At 62.7% G+C, this 20530-nt stretch carries 20 protein-coding genes; 13 read left to right on the forward strand and 7 right to left on the reverse strand.

The features are described from left to right. Nucleotides 1-137: 137 nt before the first annotated feature. From yidC to rpmH, 4 genes are read right to left on the reverse strand one after another with little or no spacing between them, the layout of a single operon-like run. A complete protein-coding gene (gene yidC / locus QCE62_RS00005; protein ID WP_309912835.1) occupies nt 138-1805 on the reverse strand; it encodes a membrane protein insertase YidC in 1668 nt (555 codons plus the stop codon). Nucleotides 1806-1813: 8 nt separating this feature from the next. After that, nucleotides 1814-2149, reverse strand: coding sequence for a membrane protein insertion efficiency factor YidD (yidD, locus tag QCE62_RS00010; protein WP_309811770.1), 336 nt, complete (start codon nt 2147-2149; stop codon nt 1814-1816). A gap of 57 nt (nt 2150-2206) precedes the next feature. Next, entirely contained in the window at nt 2207-2710 is a 504-nt protein-coding gene (gene rnpA, locus QCE62_RS00015; protein WP_309912839.1) for a ribonuclease P protein component, read from the reverse strand. Nucleotides 2711-2766: 56 nt separating this feature from the next. After that, the gene (gene rpmH / locus QCE62_RS00020; RefSeq protein WP_006998755.1) at nt 2767-2901 is read right to left on the reverse strand and encodes a 50S ribosomal protein L34; all 135 of its coding nucleotides are present in this window, start codon (nt 2899-2901) and stop codon (nt 2767-2769) included. Between the two features lie 415 nt (nt 2902-3316). Between rpmH and dnaA the strand changes: the two genes are divergently transcribed. The 4 genes from dnaA (at nt 3317) to QCE62_RS00040 (ending at nt 9885) form a co-directional block, all read left to right on the forward strand. Then, on the forward strand, nt 3317-4891 hold the full coding sequence (gene dnaA, locus QCE62_RS00025) for a chromosomal replication initiator protein DnaA (RefSeq protein ID WP_309912842.1): 1575 nt from the start codon (nt 3317-3319) through the stop codon (nt 4889-4891). Between the two features lie 274 nt (nt 4892-5165). Beyond that, entirely contained in the window at nt 5166-6269 is a 1104-nt protein-coding gene (dnaN, locus tag QCE62_RS00030) for a DNA polymerase III subunit beta (RefSeq protein ID WP_309811212.1), read from the forward strand. 114 nt (nt 6270-6383) lie between these two features. After that, nucleotides 6384-8867 (forward strand): DNA topoisomerase (ATP-hydrolyzing) subunit B, encoded by a 2484-nt coding sequence (gene gyrB / locus QCE62_RS00035; RefSeq protein WP_309912845.1) that lies wholly within the window; start codon nt 6384-6386, stop codon nt 8865-8867. 94 nt (nt 8868-8961) lie between these two features. Next, complete coding sequence (locus QCE62_RS00040; RefSeq protein ID WP_309912848.1) at nt 8962-9885, forward strand: phosphorothioated DNA-binding restriction endonuclease; 924 nt, start codon at nt 8962-8964, stop codon at nt 9883-9885. A 9-nt stretch (nt 9886-9894) separates the two neighbouring features. Here the strand turns inward: QCE62_RS00040 and QCE62_RS00045 are convergent, their stop codons facing one another. Next, nucleotides 9895-10281, reverse strand: a complete 387-nt coding sequence (locus QCE62_RS00045) for a DUF488 family protein (RefSeq protein WP_309919508.1) — start codon at nt 10279-10281, stop codon at nt 9895-9897. A gap of 203 nt (nt 10282-10484) precedes the next feature. Here QCE62_RS00045 and QCE62_RS00050 point away from each other — a divergent pair, with 203 nt between their 5' ends. Continuing rightward, the gene (locus tag QCE62_RS00050; protein ID WP_309912851.1) at nt 10485-11873 is read left to right on the forward strand and encodes an MFS transporter; all 1389 of its coding nucleotides are present in this window, start codon (nt 10485-10487) and stop codon (nt 11871-11873) included. 6 nt (nt 11874-11879) lie between these two features. Here the strand turns inward: QCE62_RS00050 and dbpA are convergent, their stop codons facing one another. Together dbpA and QCE62_RS00060 are read right to left on the reverse strand one after the other, a co-directional pair. Beyond that, the gene (gene dbpA / locus QCE62_RS00055) at nt 11880-13262 is read right to left on the reverse strand and encodes an ATP-dependent RNA helicase DbpA (protein ID WP_309912854.1); all 1383 of its coding nucleotides are present in this window, start codon (nt 13260-13262) and stop codon (nt 11880-11882) included. 5 nt (nt 13263-13267) lie between these two features. After that, entirely contained in the window at nt 13268-13462 is a 195-nt protein-coding gene (locus QCE62_RS00060) for a hypothetical protein (protein ID WP_309811225.1), read from the reverse strand. A 211-nt stretch (nt 13463-13673) separates the two neighbouring features. Here QCE62_RS00060 and QCE62_RS00065 point away from each other — a divergent pair, with 211 nt between their 5' ends. The 8 genes from QCE62_RS00065 (at nt 13674) to QCE62_RS00100 (ending at nt 20529) form a co-directional block, all read left to right on the forward strand. Then, nucleotides 13674-14531 (forward strand): AraC family transcriptional regulator, encoded by an 858-nt coding sequence (locus tag QCE62_RS00065; protein ID WP_309919511.1) that lies wholly within the window; start codon nt 13674-13676, stop codon nt 14529-14531. Between the two features lie 179 nt (nt 14532-14710). Then, entirely contained in the window at nt 14711-15610 is a 900-nt protein-coding gene (locus QCE62_RS00070; RefSeq protein WP_309912857.1) for a hypothetical protein, read from the forward strand. 35 nt (nt 15611-15645) lie between these two features. After that, on the forward strand, nt 15646-16215 hold the full coding sequence (locus tag QCE62_RS00075) for a Rha family transcriptional regulator (protein WP_309912860.1): 570 nt from the start codon (nt 15646-15648) through the stop codon (nt 16213-16215). A 20-nt stretch (nt 16216-16235) separates the two neighbouring features. After that, nucleotides 16236-16397, forward strand: coding sequence for a hypothetical protein (locus QCE62_RS00080; RefSeq protein ID WP_309912863.1), 162 nt, complete (start codon nt 16236-16238; stop codon nt 16395-16397). Between the two features lie 276 nt (nt 16398-16673). After that, entirely contained in the window at nt 16674-18374 is a 1701-nt protein-coding gene (locus QCE62_RS00085; RefSeq protein WP_309912866.1) for a DNA-directed RNA polymerase, read from the forward strand. Nucleotides 18375-18491: 117 nt separating this feature from the next. Then, nucleotides 18492-19418, forward strand: coding sequence for a hypothetical protein (locus tag QCE62_RS00090; RefSeq protein ID WP_309912869.1), 927 nt, complete (start codon nt 18492-18494; stop codon nt 19416-19418). A 126-nt stretch (nt 19419-19544) separates the two neighbouring features. Beyond that, the gene (locus QCE62_RS00095; RefSeq protein WP_309912872.1) at nt 19545-20162 is read left to right on the forward strand and encodes an ssDNA-binding protein; all 618 of its coding nucleotides are present in this window, start codon (nt 19545-19547) and stop codon (nt 20160-20162) included. Next, nucleotides 20143-20529, forward strand: coding sequence for a RusA family crossover junction endodeoxyribonuclease (locus QCE62_RS00100; protein WP_309912873.1), 387 nt, complete (start codon nt 20143-20145; stop codon nt 20527-20529). The genes QCE62_RS00095 and QCE62_RS00100 overlap by 20 nt, the downstream gene beginning before the upstream one ends. Nucleotide 20530: the final 1 nt, after the last annotated feature.

Raw genomic sequence — 20530 nt, forward strand, 5'->3', positions numbered from 1 at the left:
CGCATCAAGCTGAAGCTAAAAGGGCTGAGTCCTGTGATGTACAGAACTCAGCCCTCACGGCCCTAGCCCAAAACTGTCCAACTTTGCGGGGTCAGTTCACAAGCCGGGCGTTCTCACATGCAATCGTGACAGCGCACTTACGCCGCTTTCTTGCGGTTCTTGCCCATCATGCGCGTGATGTAGTACTGCTGGGCGATGGACAACACGTTGTTCACCACGTAGTACAGCACCAGGCCGGCGGGGAAGAAGAAGAACATGACCGAGAAGGCAATCGGCATGAACATCATCATCTTGGCCTGCACGGGATCCGGCGGCGTCGGGTTCAGCTTGGTCTGCACGAACATCGAGACGGCCATCAGCACCGGCAGGATGAAGTACGGGTCCTGCTGCGACAGATCGTGAATCCACAGAATCCACGGCGCGCCGCGCATTTCCACCGACGACAGCAGCACCCAGTACAGCGAGATGAACACCGGAATCTGGATCACGACCGGCAGACAGCCGCCGAACGGATTCACCTTCTCGGTCTTGTACAGCTCCATCAGCTGCGCATTCATCTTCTGCGGATCGCCCTTGAAGCGCTCGCGGATCTGCTGCATGCGCGGCGTGATTTCCTTCATGCGCGCCATCGACTTGTAGCTCGCCGCCGACAGCGGGAAGAACACCGCCTTGATGAGCAGCGTGAGCAGCACGATCGCCCAGCCCCAGTTGCCGACGTAGCTGTGGATCTTCTCCAGCAGCCAGAACAGCGGCTTGGCGATGATCGTCACCATGCCGTAGTCCTTCACCAGCTCGAGACCCGGCGCGATGCCTTCGAGCATGCGCTCTTCTTCCGGACCGGCGAAGAGACGGGCATCGACGTTGACGCTCTGTCCCGGCGCGATCGTCTGCGCGGGCAGCTTGACGCCGACGCGGTACAGATCCGGATCGATCTTCTCGACGTAGATGTCGCGCTTCACGCCCTGTTGCGGAATGAACGCCGACGCGAAGTAATGCTGGACCATCGCAATCCAGCCGTTGTCGGCGGAGTTGACGTAGTCCTGCTTCTTCTTGTCGATGTCGCTGAAGTCGATCTTCTGGAAGTGCTTCTGATCCGTATAGACCGCCGGCCCGATGAACGTGTGCGAGAAGCGCGGCGTTTCCACCGGCGTGTTGTCGCGCACCAGTTCCATGTACACGGCCGGCGAAACCGGCGTCGTGCCGACGTTCTCGATCTTCGTATCGACGTTGATCACATAGCTGCCGCGCGTGAACGTGTAGGTCTTGATGACCTTCACGCCGCCCTTCACCGGCGATTCGAACGCGATCTTCAGCGTCTTCTCGTCACCGGTCAGCGAGGTCTGGCCAGGAATTGGCGTGAAGACGTCGTTGTGGTTCGGGAAGTCGCCGCCGAGCAGGCCGGTGCGCGCCAGATAGGTGTGGTTCGCGGTGTGATCGAACAGGGTGATGTAAAGGTTCGGCTGCTTGCCGTCGCCTTCCTTCATCAGCGCCAGCTTCGAGAGCGTGCCGCCGCGCGTGTCGATTTCACCCGAGTACACGTCCGTCGAGAACTTGACGACCTGCGCCTGGGCCGTGGCGGGCGGCGTCGTCGTGCCGGGCGCGGCGCCGGCCGGTGCGTTCGGCAGTTCGGAGGGCTGTGCGCCCGGCGTCGCCGATCCGGGTGCGGGGTTGGCGGCGGTCTTGGCCGGCTGCGTCGCGCTCGGGAAGAACATCGACGGGCGCCCATGGTCCCGTTGCCAGTTGTCGAACAGCAAGACAACTGACACGAAGAAGATGACCCATAGGACGGTGCGTTTGATATCCATGCGTTGTCTCAGTGTCGATCGGAAAGCGCTTCAGCGCCGTTTAGTGTTGAAAGCTTGTTGCGCGCGGACGGGTCCGACGATGCGGAATCCGGTTGCGAAGCTGGCTTGTCGGGTTCGCCGACGTGCCCCGGAGGAGCCGGCACGAGATCGATGCCGCCGGCCGAGAAAGGATGGCAGCGGCAGAGCCGTTTAACGGCGAGATACGTGCCGTGCGCGGCGCCATGATACTGGATTGCTTCGCGTGCGTAGTCGGAACAGGAAGGATAAAAGCGGCAGCGGTTGCCGAGCAGGGGGCTCACAGCAAGCTTGTAGAAGCGCAACAACGCGAGGAGTGCCGTTTGCATAAGCTTCGCGCTGCGCGCCGGGTTCGTCACGGAGACGAACCCTGGCGCATCTGCGCTTCATGACCCGGGTGAACTGCTCGGGCCGGATGAATCGTCGACGGCGGGCGCCTTGGGCGGCTCCGTCACGGAATCGGCCGAACGGCGCGCTGCTTCGCGTACCGCACGGTCGAACAAGGCTTCCAGTTCCTGACCGATGAGCGCCCGAAGCGGCGGAGAACTCGCGCTCGGCATGGCCTTGCGGTCGATCTTCAAATGCAGCCGCACGAGAATGTCGAAGCCGCTCAGCTGTTCGCGCCGCAACCGGAAGGCATCGCGCGCCAGCCGTTTGACCAGGTTGCGCGTGACGGCGCGCGGCGCCTGCTTCTTGCCGATGACCAGCCCGAGCCGTGCTGCATGACCCGTTGGCTTGCCGTACAGGACGAAGTGCGGCGAGCGTCGCCAAGGGCGCAAACGAAAAACGGATGAGAACTCATCCGTTTTCAGCAGCCTTGCGGCCTTGGGGAACGTGGCCTGCGCCGGCAACTGAACGATGTCCTGATTCAAGACTTCTGTGCGGCGCATGAGCGGCTCGTCGGCAGAAGCGCCGCGAGCGGCCATCTGCGCCAGTGCCAGCAGACTCAGACTGCCAGGCGCTTGCGGCCCTTCGCGCGACGAGCGTTGATGACCTTGCGGCCACCCGCGGTCTTCATGCGGACGCGGAAGCCATGGGTGCGCTTGCGGCGCGTCACGGAAGGTTGGTAAGTACGTTTCATGGTGCTCTCACTTGAGTTGATTGACCGCGCGGGCTTGGCTCCAGTGTGGTCACTGCAAGCGCGATGGCCGGAGGTTCAGGAATTCTGTTTTCGCGGAACCCGCTATTTAAACTGCTTTTCACTTGACCGTCAATAGGTTAGCAGCACGCGAGGCGCGCGCCGGCCGCTTTTTCATGCTTCCGGGACCCTGATGTGTCCCTGTGGATAACTCGCGCGCCAGTCTCTTTTGGCGTTAGAATCTCGCCTTACTCCCAAATATCCGCCTGCTGCTTCGGCTCGCTGTCCGTCCGCAAACCCTTGCGGCGTAAGGCTCCGGAGCACGTCTGCTCGGCTGTGCCGGGACTTGCCGTCAACGGACGAACGTTCGGCAAGCACGGCCGTCAGGTGCGCGGAGCAACCAAAACGACCGCATTCGATGAACGATTTCTGGGAACACTGTTCCGCACTGCTGGCCCGGGAACTGACGCCGCAGCAGTACGTCACGTGGATCAAGCCGCTGACCCCGGTCGAATTCGATGCCGATGCGCACATTTTGCGCATCGCCGCTCCCAATCGTTTCAAGCTCGACTGGGTGAAAAGCCAGTTCGCCGGACGCATCACCGACGTCGCGCGCGATTTCTTCAGCGCGCCCATCGACGTCCAGTTCGTCCTCGACCCGAAGGCCACCGCGCGCAACGCCATTGGCGGCGGTCCGAACGCCGCACCGCGGCCGAGCGCGCCCGCCGCGCCGCGCGCACCGGCGCCGGCCGCGGCCGTGCCGCCCGCGCCGTCGGTCGTCGCGCACGCCAACGCGGCCGCGCACATCAACGCGCTCGCTGCCGAAGCCGCCCAGCACGCCCAGGCAACGCCCGAAGATCCGGCCGACCTCGACCTTCCGAGCCTCGATGCCAACGAAGCCGCCGCGGGCCGTCGCACGTGGCGTCCGGGCGGCGCGCCGCCGGCCGGCGGTGAAAACGATTCCGCCTACGAGCGTTCGAAGCTCAATCCGGTGCTGACCTTCGACAACTTCGTGACCGGCAAGGCGAACCAGCTCGCGCGCGCGGCGGCCATCCAGGTCGCGGACAATCCCGGCATCTCGTACAACCCGCTGTTCCTGTATGGCGGCGTGGGTCTCGGCAAGACGCACTTGATCCACGCGATCGGCAACCAGTTGCTGATGGACAAGGCCGGCGCCCGGATCCGCTACATCCACGCGGAACAGTACGTTTCGGACGTCGTGAAGGCCTATCAGCGCAAGGCGTTCGATGACTTCAAGCGCTATTACCACTCGCTCGACCTGCTGCTGATCGACGATATTCAGTTCTTTTCCGGCAAGTCGCGCACCCAGGAAGAGTTCTTCTACGCGTTCGAGGCGCTGGTCGCCAACAAGGCGCAGGTCATCATCACGAGCGATACGTATCCGAAGGAAATCTCCGGCATCGACGATCGTCTGATCTCGCGCTTCGACTCCGGCCTGACGGTGGCAATCGAGCCGCCCGAGCTGGAAATGCGCGTCGCCATCTTGATGCGCAAGGCGCTGTCGGAAGGCGTGAGTTTGTCGGAGGACGTGGCGTTCTTCGTGGCCAAGCATCTGCGCTCGAACGTGCGCGAACTCGAAGGCGCGTTGCGCAAGATCCTCGCGTATTCGAAGTTCCACGGACGCGACATCACCATCGAACTGACCAAGGAAGCGCTGAAGGACCTGCTGACGGTGCAGAACCGCCAGATCTCGGTGGAGAACATCCAGAAAACGGTGGCCGACTTCTACAACATCAAGGTCGCCGACATGTATTCGAAAAAAAGGCCGGCTAACATTGCCCGCCCGCGCCAGATCGCGATGTATCTCGCGAAGGAACTGACGCAGAAAAGCCTGCCCGAGATCGGCGAATTGTTCGGCGGCCGCGATCACACGACGGTGCTGCACGCTGTGCGCAAGATCGGGTCCGAGCGCAGCACCGACGCGCAGTTGAACCACGAACTGCACGTGCTCGAACAGACCTTGAAGGGCTAGCGGCCGACTGACGGAGCGCTGCGGGCGTACGCGTCAGATATTGCGTGCGCGGGCCTGTTTTTTGACGAAACGGCCCCCATTTTTAGGGAGCGCTGCCGTTTTGAGGCACAATACAGGTTTCGCCGCTCATGGCCTGGGCGGCTTGGCGCAAAGCTGTCGCGAGTGACCGGCGGGGGGCCGGCAACGCGGGTTACGAGGTTGTCCGTCGGTCAGGGTGGCATACCCAGTAGTGGCGAAACCGGCGGACGGGCCGATACATCAACGAAGGAACTCTATGCAACTGGTCAAGACCGAACGAGATAATCTTCTAAGGCCGCTGCAAACCGTGAGCGGAATCGTAGAACGCCGCCACACGTTGCCGATCCTCGCCAATCTGCTGATCACCAAGAACGGCGCCGACGTGTCGTTCCTTTCGACCGACCTCGAACTCCAGATCACGACCCGCGCCGACTTCGGCGTCGGCAGCGACCAGGTCGCCACCACGGTCGCCGCGCGCAAGCTGCTGGACATCCTGCGCGCCATGCCTTCCGGTGAAGTCGTGCTCGACCTTTCGGACAAGCGCCTGACCGTGCGCTCCGGCAAGAGCCGTTTCGCGCTGCAGACCCTCGCCGCCGACGAATTCCCGACCGTCAACCAGGCTACTGACTTCGGCGCGAGCCTTTCGGTTCCGCAGAAGACGTTCCGCCAGCTGCTCGGCATGGTCTATTTCGCGATGGCCCAGCAGGACATCCGCTACTACCTGAACGGCATGTTGCTGGTGGTGGATGGTGACCAGCTGATGGCGGTCGCAACGGACGGTCACCGTCTCGCGTTCTCGTCGATGAAGATCGAAGGTTCGTTCCCGCGCCAGGAAGTCATCATTCCGCGCAAGACCATTCTCGAACTCCAGCGCCTGCTGGAAGACATCGACGACGATCTGAAGATCGACATCGCCGCCACGCAGGTGAAGTTCAGCTTCGGCCAGGTGGAACTGGTGTCGAAGCTGGTCGAGGGCAAGTTCCCGGACTTCCAGCGCGTGATCCCGAAGTCGCACAAGAACACCTTCGAAATCGGCCGTGAAGAACTCCAGCGCTCGCTGCAGCGCGCGGCCATCCTGACCTCCGACAAGTTCAAGGGCGTGCGCTGTCTCGTCGAGCCGGGCCAGCTCAAGATCATGTCCACGAACGCCGACCAGGAAGAGGCGCAGGAAGAACTGGAGATCGCGTATCAGGGCGACACCGTCGACATCGGTTTCAACGTCACGTACCTGCTCGACGTGCTCGCGAACCTGAAGGTCGACACGCTGACGGTCAGCCTCGGCGACGCCAATTCCAGCGCGCTCATCACGATTCCCGAGAACGAGGAATTCAAGTACGTGGTGATGCCGATGCGCATCTGACCCGCGCATTCACGGTGAACACTCCAAGGGGCGGCGCGCCCCTTTGGCGTTTTTAATGGTGTTCAGAAAAGTTCGAGCGGTAACCCAGGCAGTGAAGCAGAACCGGAAAATTCCATGACTGAAAACACAAATTCGCAACCCGACAACACGCCCGACAACAGCTACGGCGCCTCGTCCATTCAGATCCTCGAGGGTCTGGAGGCGGTGCGCAAGCGGCCGGGCATGTATATCGGCGATACGTCGGATGGCACCGGTCTGCATCACCTCGTTTTCGAAGTGCTGGACAACTCCATCGACGAAGCGCTCGCCGGCTATTGCGACGACATTCACGTCGTGATCCATGCGGACAATTCGATTTCCGTGACCGACAACGGCCGCGGCGTGCCGACCGGCCTGAAGCGCGACGACAAGCACGATCCGAAGCGCAGCGCCGCCGAGATCGTCATGACGGAACTGCACGCGGGCGGCAAGTTCGACCAGAACAGCTACAAGGTGTCGGGCGGCCTGCACGGCGTGGGCGTGTCGTGCGTGAACGCGCTGTCCGAATGGCTGCGCCTCACGGTGCGCCGCGACGGCAAGAAGCACTTCATGGAGTTCGCGCGCGGTTTCGTGCAGAACCGCGAGATCGTCGAGGAAAACGGCGTGCAGTATTCGCCGATGCCGGTGGTCGGCGATACCGAGAACCGCGGCACCGAAGTGCATTTTCTCGCGGATGCGACCATCTTCGGCAATGTCGAGTTTCACTACGACATTCTCGCCAAGCGCATGCGCGAGCTTTCGTTCCTGAACAACGGCGTGCGCATCCGCCTGACGGATCAGCGCACGGGCAAGGAAGACGATTTCGCGTTCGGCGGCGGCGTGAAGGGCTTTGTCGAGTACATCAACAAGGCGAAGCAGGTGCTGCATCCGAACGTGTTCCATGCGGTGGGCGAGCGCGAGAACGTGACCGTCGAAGTGGCGATGCAGTGGAACGACAGCTTCAACGAAAGCGTGCTCTGCTTCACCAACAACATTCCGCAGCGCGACGGCGGCACCCACCTGACCGGCCTGCGCGCGGCGATGACGCGGGTCATCAACAAGTACATCGTCGACAACGATATCGCCAAGAAGGCCAAGGTCGAGACGACCGGCGACGACATGCGCGAAGGTTTGTCGTGCGTGCTTTCGGTGAAGGTGCCCGAGCCGAAGTTCAGCTCGCAGACCAAGGACAAGCTGGTGTCGTCCGAAGTGCGCGCGCCGGTGGAGGAAGTCGTCGCGAAGGCGCTCGAGGACTATCTGCAGGAAACGCCGAACGACGCGAAGATCATCACGAGCAAGATCGTCGATGCCGCGCGTGCCCGCGATGCGGCCCGCAAGGCGCGCGAGATGACGCGCCGCAAGGGCGTGCTCGACGGCATCGGGCTGCCGGGCAAGCTGGCCGATTGCCAGGAGAAGGATCCGGCGAAGTCGGAGATTTATATCGTCGAGGGTGACTCGGCGGGCGGCTCGGCGAAGCAGGGACGTGACCGCAAGTTCCAGGCGATCCTGCCGTTGCGCGGCAAGGTGCTGAATGTCGAGAAGGCGCGCTTCGACAAGCTGATCTCTTCGGAGCAGATCGTGACGCTGGTGACGGCGCTTGGGTGCGGTATCGGCAAGGACGATTACAACCTGGACAAGCTGCGCTATCACCGCATCATCATCATGACCGATGCGGACGTGGACGGCGCGCACATCCGCACGCTGCTGCTGACTTTCTTCTACCGGCAGATGCCGGAGATCGTCGAGCGCGGGTTCATCTATATCGCGCAGCCGCCGCTGTACAAGATCAAGGCGGGCAAGGACGAGCGGTACATGAAGGACGCGCACGAGCTGAATCAGCACATGCTGAAGCTTGCCTTGCAGGGTTCGGAACTGATCCCGGCCGAAGGCGCCGATGCCATCGCAGGCGATGCGCTTGGGGAACTGGCGCGAGCTTATCTGCTGGCGCAGGCGGTGGTCGATCGGCTGAGCCGGATCTACGATTCGGCGTCGCTCGAGTCGGTGATGGATGGCGTCGTGATCGATCTGTCGTCGCAAGAGGCGGCGGAGGATTCGGCGAAGCGGCTGGAGGCGCGCTTGCGGGCGGATCCGTTGAAGCCGGAAGTCAGCGTCGAGACGGCCTACGATCAGGTGCGCGAGCTGCGGTCGCTGCATATCAAGCGGCGTCATCATGGGAATGTGAAGGTCTCGGTGATCGATGAAGACCTTCAGTTGACGGCGGACTACAAGCAGCTCGTGTCGACGGCGGATACGTTCAAGGGCTTGATCGGCGAGGGTGCGTTGATCAAGCGCGGTGAGCGGTCGATGGCTGTGACGGACTTCAAGAGCGCGATGAAGTGGTTGATCGCGGATGCTGAAAGGAATGTTTCGAAGCAGCGGTATAAGGGGCTCGGTGAGATGAACCCCGAGCAGCTGTGGGAAACGACGATGGATCCGAATGTGCGGCGGTTGTTGCGCGTGCAGATCGAGGATGCGATCGCCGCGGACGGGATCTTTACCACGCTCATGGGGGATGATGTGGAGCCGCGCCGGGCTTTCATCGAGAGCAATGCGTTGAGGGCGGGGAATATTGATGTTTGAGGGGTAGGTAGGCAGACCCCGTTCCCGGTCCCACAAACCCGTGATCGCACGATGCGTCACGGGTTTTTCTTTGTCGATGAACATTGTCTGAGCCATGACCGCAATCGGCCCATCCGAGATTCTGCAAAGCGTTGAGAACTTGAACATCTGGCGACGCAATGGTGAGCGAGCGCCTCACAAGCCGCTTCTGATACTGATGGCGCTTGCCTTGTTCCAGCAGGGCGTCAGGGACATACCTTTTCGCGAATACGAGAGTCGTCTTTGCGAACTGTTGAGAGAATTCGCGCCCGAGCGCCGCACGCTCTATCCCGAGCTTCCCTTCGTACGCTTGAAGAATGACGCGATCTGGGAGGTCACGCTCGGCGCAAATCGCGAGCACGTCCTGCGCGAAAACGATTTGACCAAAGGGCAACTGCGAAACCTGGACGCAACCGGACATTTCTCACCCGACGTTCAGACATTCCTGCAAAGCGACCCCAAGGCAATCACGACGATTGCCCGCGTACTGCTCACTGCTCATTTCCCGGAGAGCATCCATAGCGACATTCTTGATGCCGTCGGTCTCGTCCTCGATGACCCAACCGCACACACGAATGGAGCCGATATCGCCGAAGCGAAACGCCGCCGCAACCCCGCATTCCGCGAAGCGGTCCTGACCGCCTACCAGTATCGATGCGCCCTATGCGATCTGGACTTGCGCATCGGCAACATCACAATCGGTCTCGAAGCCGCACACATCAAGTGGCACCAGGCGAGCGGCCCGGATGTCGTCGAGAACGGTATCGCGCTGTGCTGCCTGCATCACAAGCTCTTTGATATCGGCGCCTTCACGCTCGGCGATCATCGGCGCGTGCTGGTGTCGGAGAAAGCCCACGGCGGCCGAAGTTTCGAAGAGATTCTCCTCCGACACCACGGCGGCCAACTAAACGCGCCCGTGCGAACCGAACACCACCCCGCGGGAAGCTTCGTCGAGTGGCATCGAGAGCAGGTGTTCAAGGGCAGCGCGCGACCGCTCTGAAGCCCAAGCTCAAACCACCTCCGCCCCTCGCGCCGTCAACAGCTCCCGCAACACCGAGCGATGACACCGCGCCTCATCCTCGCAATAGCATCCCAGCGCCATGTTCGTCTGATGCGACAGTGCGGCCAATAGATCCAGCGTCCTGCTCGCATCCGGCGCGGCCATCTCCGCCTTGAACTTCCTCACGAACGCGTGCCATTCCTTGTCGCTCTCGGCATGAAGCGCTGCGGTCACCAAGTCCTGCGTCGGCGACAGCACCGGATACCACACGTCATAGAAATCGCGCTTCGCGAAGTCCGCCTTGGGCACCCCACGCGGCGGCCTGCGCACCGTGCCAATACGCAAGCCTTCATCCGCTGCGCGCGGCGTTCCCAGTCTCACGATTCGAATCGCCATCTCTCGTTCTCCCTTGGCAGGCGCCATCGCCCGAGCATAACCCCGGAAAGCCATCTGAAAGCCCTCCATCCCTGCCTAAGCGAAAACCGCCGCCATCCCGTATCGTTTCGGATTATTCTTCTTCCGCTTAATCCGGATTCAGCGCCGTGCCCACCGAAGAACGTCCTCAAGACCAAGAGCTGCCCCACGATCCCGACGCCCCGATGACCCCGCTCGAACGGCGCGGCATGGCGGCGATCCTGTTGTCGGTCGCGCTCGCGACGCTCGACACGGCCATTGCCAACACCGCGCTGCCGGCCATCGCCGCTGATCTGCATACGACGCCCGCCGCGTCCGTCTGGATCATCAACGCGTATCAGCTCGCGATGGTCGCGACGCTGCTGCCGTTCGCCGCGCTCGGCGGCATTCTCGGGCATCGTCGTGTGTACCTGGGCGGGCTGGTGCTGTTCCTGTTCTCGTCGGCGCTGTGCGCGTTCTCCTGGTCCCTGCCGACGCTCGTCGCCGCGCGCCTGCTGCAAGGTCTCGGCGCGAGCGCCATCATGAGCGTCAACGCCGCGCTCATCAGCGCCATCTTTCCGCCGCATCGGCTGGGGCGCGGCGTCGGGCTGAACGCGCTGGTCGTCGGCATCGCATTCGCCGTCGGGCCGACGGTCGCGTCCATCGTGCTCTCGCTAGGCACCTGGCCGTGGCTGTTCGCGGTGAATCTGCCGGTCGGCGTGTTCGCGCTGATGATTGCGTGGCCGTCGTTGCCGCAGACCAAACGTGCCGAGCACGGCTTCGATCGCGTGGCGGCCTTGCTCAACGTCATTACGTTCGCGTCGCTGATCTTCGCGCTCGGCGAGGCGTCGCAGCGCGCGCCTACGCAGATCGTGCTCGCATCGTTCGGCGTGACGCTGGTGGCGGGCGTGTTGCTGTTGCGCCGCGAACGCGGTCATCCCGCGCCGATGCTGCCCGTCGATCTCTTCCGCCGCCCCATGTTCGCCCTCTCGACGATGACCGCGATCTGCTCCTTCGCCGCGCAGGGGCTTGCGTTCGTGTCGTTGCCGTTTTTCTTCGAGAGCGTGCTCGGCCGCAGTCAGGTCGAGACCGGATTCCTGATGACACCGTGGTCCGCGCTGGTCGCGCTGATGGCGCCGATTGCCGGCCGTCTGTCCGACCGGCAATCGCCAGGCTTGCTCGGCGGAATCGGACTCGCGCTGCTGTGCGTGGGGATGGTGTCGCTGGCCATGCTGCCCGCGCAGCCGCACGTGCTGGAGATCTGCATCCGCATGGCCATCTGCGGTGCGGGCTTCGGGTTCTTTCAGTCGCCGAACCTGAAGGCGTTCATGTCGAGCGCGCCGCGTGAACGCAGCGGCGGCGCGAGCGGCGTGATTGCGACCTCGCGTCTGATCGGACAGGCGACGGGCGCGGCGCTCGTCGCCTTGTGTTTCAGCATTGCCGGCAAGCATGGACCGACGCTCGCGCTGTCGCTGGGCGCGGCCTTCGCGGGCGCGGGCAGTATCGCGAGCGGCCTGCGGTTGATGACGCGCAATCCCGCGAACCCGACGTCCAAGCCGGACAACATCGCCGGCGGTCCCTCGCAGAAAGTCTGAACCTGCCTACAGGCGGCGCACTTTCACCTTGCGCCCCTTGAGCTTGCCATTGCCGAGCCGGCGCACGGCGTCATCGGCGACGCCGCGTTCGACCGCCACGTAAGTGACCATGTCCATCACGTTGATCTTGCCGATCTGCTTGCCGTCGAAGCCCGCTTCGCCGGTGAGCGCGCCTAGCACGTCGCCGGGACGGATCTTGTCCTTGCGGCCGCCGAGGATCTGAAGCGTCGCCATCGGCGGCTTGAGATGCCCGGGCTCGGCCGACGTCAGTTCGGCCAGCGGATGCCACTCCACCTCGGCGCGCTGCGCCTGTTCGATCGACCCGACGCGCCCCATTTCATCCATGCTCGCCAGCGACAGCGCCCAGCCTTCCTGATCCGCCCGTCCCGTCCGGCCGATGCGATGCACGTGCACTTCCGGATCCGGCGTGACATCGACGTTGATGACTGCTTCGAGCTGAGCGATGTCGAGACCGCGCGCGGCGACATCGGTTGCAACCAGCACCGAGCAACTGCGGTTGGCGAATTGCACGAGCACCTGATCGCGCTCGCGCTGTTCGAGTTCGCCGTGCAGCGTCAGCGCTTCAAAGCCTTGTGCAAGGAGGACATCGAGCAGATCGCGGCATTGCTGCTTGGTGTTGCAGAACGCGAGCGTGCTGACCGGGCGATAGTGATCCAGCAACAGGCCGACGGCATGCAGGCGTTCGTGATCGGCGACCTCGTAGAAGCGCTGCTTGATCTTCGCGTTGCTGTGTTGCTCGACGAGCTTGATCTCGCGCGGATTGCGCAGGAACTGCTGGCTCAGCTTGGCGATGCCTTCCGGATAGGTTGCCGAGAACAGCAAGGTCTGGCGATCCTTCGGACATTGACGCGCGACCGATGCGATGTCGTCGAAGAAGCCCATGTCGAGCATGCGGTCGGCTTCGTCGAGCACGAGGGTGCGCACGGCGTCGAGTGCGAGCGTGCCGCGCCCGAGGTGATCCATGATGCGCCCCGGCGTGCCGACGGCAATATGCGCGCCGTGTTCGAGGCTCGCGATCTGCGGGCGCATCGGCGTGCCGCCGCAGAGCGTCAGCACTTTCACGTTGTCCTCGGCGCGCGCGAGACGGCGGATTTCCTGCGTGACCTGGTCGGCGAGTTCGCGGGTCGGACAGAGCACGAGGGCTTGCACGGCGAATTGCTTCGGATCGAGCTTGGCGAGCAGCGGCAGCGTGAACGCGGCGGTCTTGCCGCTGCCGGTCTTCGCCTGCGCAATGAGGTCGTGGCCCGCGAGTGCCGGCGGCAGACTGGCGGCCTGGATCGGCGTCATCGATTGATAGCCGAGCTGCTGCAGGTTCGCCTGCATCGCGGGCGTGAGCGGCAGGCTGCTGAAAGAGGTGTCGGTGGTCATGTCGATCAGCGCTCGCCGTGGGGCGGGACGTCGCGAAGTTGTTCGTAGGAGACTTGGCCGTCGGCCGCTTCGTGACGGGCGACGTAGTTGCGCGCGCCGCACATCGGGCAGCGGAACAGGAGGCCTTGGCCCTCGTTCTTGATGACGACGTCCGACGGCTCCCACTGTGCTTCGCAGGACTGGTTTCGGCAGGTGAACATGTTCGATGGTTCTCGTTGTTGCATCGCGCGCGGGCGCGGTGTGCGCTCGGCGGCGTGATTGCTTCGTTCAAACACGGAAGTGTACGCGTCTCGCGAGGCGAGGCGGGCGGTCGGCGTGGGCTTTTGGGGCGTCGTGGAAAGTCAGCAAGAAATGCTAAAGCGGGTCGTGCTACTTTTTGAGCATCGAACTGACTTGTTCCCGGAGCACGGCATGAGCGAGAAGCTTTACGGGACGCGGCTCGCGCGCGTGGTGACTTATATCCACGATCATCTCGACGACGAACTCGATCTCAATCGTCTCGCCGAGGTGGCGTGTCTGTCGCCGTATCACTGGCATCGGATCTATCACGGATTCTATGGCGAGACGGCGGCGGCGACCGTGCGGCGCTTGCGTTTGCATCGTGCGGCGAACGAGTTGCTGCATGGTGAGGCGCAGATCGATTCAATCGCCACGCGGGCCGGATACAGCAGCGCGCAAGCGTTCTCGCGGGCGTTTCAGGCGAGTTACCGGATGGCGCCGGGGCAATTCCGGAACGAGGGCGGCGCTTCGATGTTCGGAGCGATCGATGGAATCCGATCGGAGGAGGGAGCGATGCAACAACATCGGGTCGATATTCGTACGCAGGAAGGATTCAGTGTCGCGGCGATCGAGCATCGGGGCGATTACATGGGCATCGGTCGCGCGTTCGAGATGCTGTTTCACTGGCTGGCGACGCGCGGGCTGGTTGATCCGAGGGCGAGGTCGCTCGGCATCTATTTCGACGATCCCTCAGCGGTGCCGGCTGAGGACTTGCGCTCGATGGCATGTTGCGAGTTGTTCGAGCCCGACGCGGTGAAGTTCGAGGCGCCGGTGTCGCGTGTTGAGGTTGCTGGTGGCGAGTTTGCGGTGCTCACGCATGTCGGGCCTTATGCGCAGCTTTGCTTCGCGTATCAGTGGCTGTATGGGGCGTGGCTGCCGAAGTCGGGCAGGGAAACCGGCGATGCGCCGGTGTTCGAGGTGTATCTCAATGATCCGAGAGAGACCGCGCCGGCGGATCTGGTCACGGAGATCTGGGTGGGGGTGAGGTAGGTGATGCGATAGCCGAATCGATGGATCCCGCAAAGCAAAAAGCCCAGTCGCGAGGACTGGGCTTTTGCATGAATCTGGTGGTGGGGCGTGAGTGACTCGAACACTCGACCTACGGATTAAGAGAACGTATGTCGATGTAAGCCACTCGCGCTTCATCCTTGAATTCAAGGGATAAATTCATGTACGCATCAGACAGCGAAACCGCACATCAATCGGATAGCGGGACACAAACCCCCCACATTTCTCCCACAGGAAAGCCCGTGCCTTCGGGGACGCGCGACTACGCGGCGCAGCGCAAGTGGGAACATTATCAGGTCCAGCGCGGGATTGAGCGGTACCGCCGGACGCTGGTTACCCAGAAGCAAGACGGCACGCCCGTAGCCCGCAATCTAGGCGAAGTGACGCACGGGCAGCGGATCGCGTCCGACCTGATCGGCCCGATGGTCGAAGCGGTCAAGGCGCAGAAGGAGGGCTACGTCGGGAAGCTGGCTGACCCGAACTCGAAGCGGATCAATGACGCGGCCGGCATCTGGGGCTGTCTCGATGAGGAGACGATCGCCGCATGCGCCGTCCTGACCGCCCTGGCGAATCCCGTTGAGGCCGGATGGACAGCGGTGCGTCGGACCTGCGCGGCCCGACTGCGTCATGAGATCGAGTACCAGCAGTGGGCGATTCGCGAGCGCGAAGCCGAGAAGGCCCGCAAGGAAACCGGCGAGGACGGCATCAATATGTTCAAGCTGATGCTCAAGAGGAACAAGGGGGATGTCGATAAGCGGGTATTCGACAAGTGGGCGAAAAAGACCACGACCCTGGTCAAGGCCGAGTGGACGCACGAGCAAGCGATCCACATCGGGTCAGCCGTGATGACGCTCTTTGTCGAGACCAATGGATGGTTCGAGGTCAAGGAGATGCGCGAAGAGGGGCAAAAGTTTCCCCGGCTCGTCTTCGGGATGACCGAGACGGCCCTGAATCTGGCCGCGTCCATGCGCGAGCACTGTGAACTCCAGCGCCCGTTCCTTGCGCCGATGATCGCAGAGCCTGTGGATTATGTCGTACCCGTTCAACCTGAAGTAGCGTGAGTCACTGACAACCAACCTGACTAGGATCAGACACCATGAGCAATGAAATGAAGATGGGCAGCAAGGAGATCGCGCAGATCACGGTCAAACTCCACGGCAACGTCAAGCGGGCAATCAAGGCGCTCGCGAGCAAGGGCATCGTGAATTTTTCTCAAATTGATAAAAAATCAGGAGGCCGGGGCCGTACGACGGAGGAGTACTTCGTGGGCGAACGCGACTCCTACGTAATCGTCGCCCAGTTGTCTCCGCAGTTCACCGCCATCCTCGTTGACCGTTGGCGTGCGCTGGAGTCCGGCGAGGCGAAACCCCTCGGCCACATCCCCGGCTTCGACGAACTCCGTGCGCAGTTCGAGGCGCTTCAGGAAGAGAACGATCAACTGAAGCAGGACGTGAAAGACAACGAGTGGCTGACCTGTCGTGAGGCGGACGCCGTGTATGACTGGGGCCTCACCAGCGACCAGAAGGGCGACGTCGCCCGCGCAGCTTCCAAGCTCGCCGCGAAGGATCGCCGCGACGTCATGTGGAAGAAGGTCGGGAAGTACCACAGCCCGATGATGCCCGTCCGGTACTTCCGCCGTGCGGCCGAAGACCTTTCATTTATCTGAAAGTAAAGCGAGTGAATGAGATGAACACCCAAGACACCAAGCGAATCACCCTGCCGTTCTTCGGCGCCACCATGCCGGTCGAAGTGCCGGTCCCGATCCGCCTCGGCGACCCCGCGTGGGAGCGTCAGGTTTCCCCGATGGTCCGCGAGGCCGTCGAAGCGCGTTTTTGCGCCCAGAAGTAAAGCGAGTCACTTACACGGAGAGCCAAGATGAAGATCATCCACCGAGGCGAGCGGCCCGAAGATCAGGTATACCGCGCGGGGTGCTGGAGATGCGCGACCCAAGTCGAGTTCCAGCGGAGCGAGGCCACGTACCACTCAGATCAGCGCGATGGCGACTATCTGGCGGTCACCTGCCCTGTATGCGGTAGCGCCATCACGGCCTCCGTGCGTCGTTGATTCGCCTCGAAGTAAAGCAAGTCACTTACCCACACCTCTCCGTTCACTGGACCTGACACCATGACGAAGCTCAACGGCGGCTACCTGACCCTCAAGACCGACGCGGTCAAGAGCAACGACTTCACCAACGCCCACACGGCGGCGCTCGACGTGCCGCTCAAGGGCGCCCACCTCGCCGCCCTGAACTGGATTCAGAAGACCCGCTGGGCGATCAACGCGGACGTCCTGGCCGTCGCGAACCTGTGCAAGGACCGGGGCCTGAGCGTCCCGGGCTTCCCGGCCGGCGAGGAAATCCCCCTCCCGGAATACCCGGCCCATCTTGAGAAGACCTCCGAGGAGTTCAAGCGTCACATCCGCGAGCGCGAGAAGATTCACAACGAGAACGCGCGGAACGCCGGCATGCGGCTGAAGCTGTTCGCGATGCTGGGCATGGCGGACGAACTGTCCGACTTCCCGGCGCTGTGGTTCCCGCACTACGCGGACTTCCGTGGTCGGTTCTACCCGCGCCCGCAGGACCTGCACACGCAGGGCGACTCGCTGGTCAAGGGGCTGCTCCGGTTCTCCGAGCCGGTCGCCATTACCAATCTGAAGGGCTGGTACTGGATTCGCGTGAACACGGCGAACTACTTCGGCTTCGACAAGGCGACGCTCGAGGAGCGCCAGCAGTGGACCATCGATCACCTCGAGGGCATCCTGGCCGTCGCCAACGACCCGATCGAAGACCACAAGGCGTTCGAGTTCTGGACCCAGGCTGACAGCCCGTGGGAGTTCCTCGCGGCCTGCTTCGAAGTGAAGCGCATCTGCGACTACATGATGGCCAATCGGACGGCTGATGGCTTCCTGTCGACCATGGTGTGTCGCTATGACGCCACGTGCTCCGGCATCCAGCATCTCGCGGCCCTCATGAAGGACCCCCTCGCGGCCGAGCAGGTCAACGTGAAGCCCACGGGCGTCCGCGCCGACATCTACAAGAAGGTGGCGGAACTGGTCAAGCAGGCGATCCAGTTGGACCTCGTGAACTCCACGACCGCCGAGATGGCGGCGCTGTGGGTCGGCAAGGTCGAGCGTGCGACGGTCAAGCGGGCGGTCATGACGACCCCGTACGGCGTCTCGGAGCGCGGCATCCTGACCCAGTTGATCCAGGATGGGTTCGCGGACCACATCGAGAACGGCAAGGAGCGCTATGCCGCCGCCCAATACCTGACGGAGAAGATCGTCGGGGCGCTGGACGACAGCATCGAGGCCCCGCGCACGGCCATGGGTTACTTCCGGCAGGTCGCGGCGCACCTCGAAGAGAAGGGACTGCCGCTGGTCTGGGAGACGCCGTCCGGCTTCACGGCCAAGCAGGCGTACTGGAAGACCGGCGAGAAGCGCATCGACACCCTGCACGGCAAGGTGATGATCCGCTTCGAGGAGCCGCAGGCTGGGTTCAAGCCGGGCAAGCAAATCCTCGGCGCCGCCCCGAACGTCGTCCACAGCTTCGACGCGACCCACCTCGCGATGGTCTGTGTCCGCATGCAGGAGGCCGGAGTGCGCGACCTCGCGTTCGTCCATGACTCGTTCGGATGTCACGCCGAGCACAGCGACCTGCTGCTGACCGAGACGAAGAACGCCTTCGTCGAACTGTATCGCGAGGACACGCTCGAGCAGTGGCGCCAGTCCGTGATCCGGCTGACGGGGGTGGAGGATGTCCCTGTGATCCCGGCGCTCGGCTCCTTGGAGGTCTCCGCAGTATTCGACTCGGAATTCTTTTTCTCCTGAAGTAAAGCGAGTCGCTTACAAGCGACTCATTGATTAAAGCGACACAGGGTGACGACCCTAAACGTCCCAGCGGCTCGCCTCGGCGGGCCGTTTCCATTTCCTCTGGACTTTCAAACCATGACCAAGCTGACATACAAATCCGCCGCTGACCTGATCGCTGACTTCAAGGCTGGCGCGAAGTTCGAAGTTATCGATTACGGCGTGCAGAGGCCCGTGACGTCCATCGAAGCTGATGCTATACCGGGTCGATTCATCGTTTACACGATTCTCGGCGCCGCGTCCGGGACGTACTTCGGGTTTAACCTCGACGGAACGAGCCGGATGGGCAGCATGTTCAAGCTCGTGAAGATCGCGGACGCCCCCGCGACCATCGGGAAGGACGGGGTGTTCCCGCTGCCGTTCAAGACGTCGCAGGAGATCGTCGAGGCGTTCACGCGTGGCGCGAAGTTCGTCGTTGAGCACGACGGTGCCCAGGAAAAGGTCACGTCGCTTTTGAAGCTGGGGGCAGACAACATTCGTGTCTTCGTCCCAAGTCGTGATTTTCTGTCGTTCCGTCCCAACGGTTCGCACCTGCTCGGCTTCAAGCTCATCATGACCGCCGCGCCGTCCCCGAGCCTCGCCGAGCAACTGAAGGCGAAGCTGATGGCCCCGACCGCCCCGGCGACTCCCAAGCCGTTCCTGCAGCGCGTGCTGAACAAGGAATCCTTCCACGTCCCGGCGACGCGTGAGGTCCTCCACTCGGTCGACTTCCTGCCGGGCCGCATCGAGTTGTGGCTGGTCAACGAGAAGGGCGACATGCGCTGCTCGACCAACTACAACCACGAGGGGAAGCACAAGTGGGTCGCGGGCCGCTCCCTGGTTCCCGGCGCACTCCCGCCGAAGCCGGAACCCGAGCGCAAGCAGGTCAGCGTCGACATCTACCGCCACGCATCCAACGGCTCGCTGTTCGTCATCCGCGAGGGCGAAGTGATCCCGAGCATCCGGGGCTACAACAACGCGACCAAGGTCGGCTCGACCGTCATCGCTGAACCCGTCCGCAAGTAAAGCGGGTTCCTCACATCAAACCGCCACAGGGTGACGACCCTAACGCCGATGCGTACCGGACCTGCGACTGCCGGCGGCTAGGCGCGGGTCGTCCACCCACATCTCACATCATCTCAAGGCATTCCCATGGCAGAAGCAGCAAAGAAAGGCAAGTCGAAGATCGTCGGCAAGTTCGTGACCCCGAAGGGTGGCTTCAAGTACGCATGGCTCTCCAAGCCGGACAACAGCGAGTACGGCAAGGGCAAGTACAAGTGCGCGATCCTGCTCGAACAGGGCGTGAAGGAGAACGACGACTTCGCGAAGAAGCTCAACGACCTCCACAAGGCAGCGAAGGGTAAGACCGACGCCCGTCCGGCGAAGGACGGCTCGGCACTGGCCGACGCGGCGATGGAAGAAGGCAACGACAAGAAGGAGTCGCTGCGCGGCTTCTGGGTCATCACGGCCAAGTCGAAGCAGAAGCCGGAGCAGAAGGCGGCGGACGGCAAGACCGACCTCCGCGAGACCGCCAAGTCGGGCGACTACGGCCGCATGTCGATCGCCGCGTCGGAATACGACACCGGCTCGAACAAGGGCGTCACGCTCTACCTGAACGGCATCAAGCTGCTCGAGCGTCGTGCTCAGTCGAACCTCGGCTTCGATGACGAGACCGGCGAGTACGAGAACGATGACGCGGAACCGTCGATGGACGAGGACGAGTCGGAAGGCGCTGGTACGTCGGGTTCGAATGACGACCAAGACTTCTGAGTTCCGTCTCAACGTGGTGCCCCTGCCGGCACCGCGTCCCCGCGTCTCGAAGTTCGGTACTTACATGCCGGCGTCGTACAAGGTGTACCAGAAGGCCATCGCCGCAGCACTCCCCACGAAGCCCCCGACCCCGCTGACCGACGAGTTGATCGTCGCGATCGAGTTCGTCTGTAAGCCGATCGCGAAGTCGAAGTTCTCGACCCCCATGGGCGACCTCGACAACTTCGCGAAGGGCGTCATGGACACCCTCACGGACGAGGGCTGGTGGGAAGACGACCGGCAAATCATGTCTCTCCTGCTGACCAAGCGCTTCCCCGCACCGGGCGAAGACCCACACATCAACGTCGCAATTCAACCGATCGAATAAC

Origin of the sequence: Caballeronia sp. LZ033, from assembly GCF_031451265.1 — a bacterium.
GTDB lineage: Bacteria > Pseudomonadota > Gammaproteobacteria > Burkholderiales > Burkholderiaceae > Caballeronia.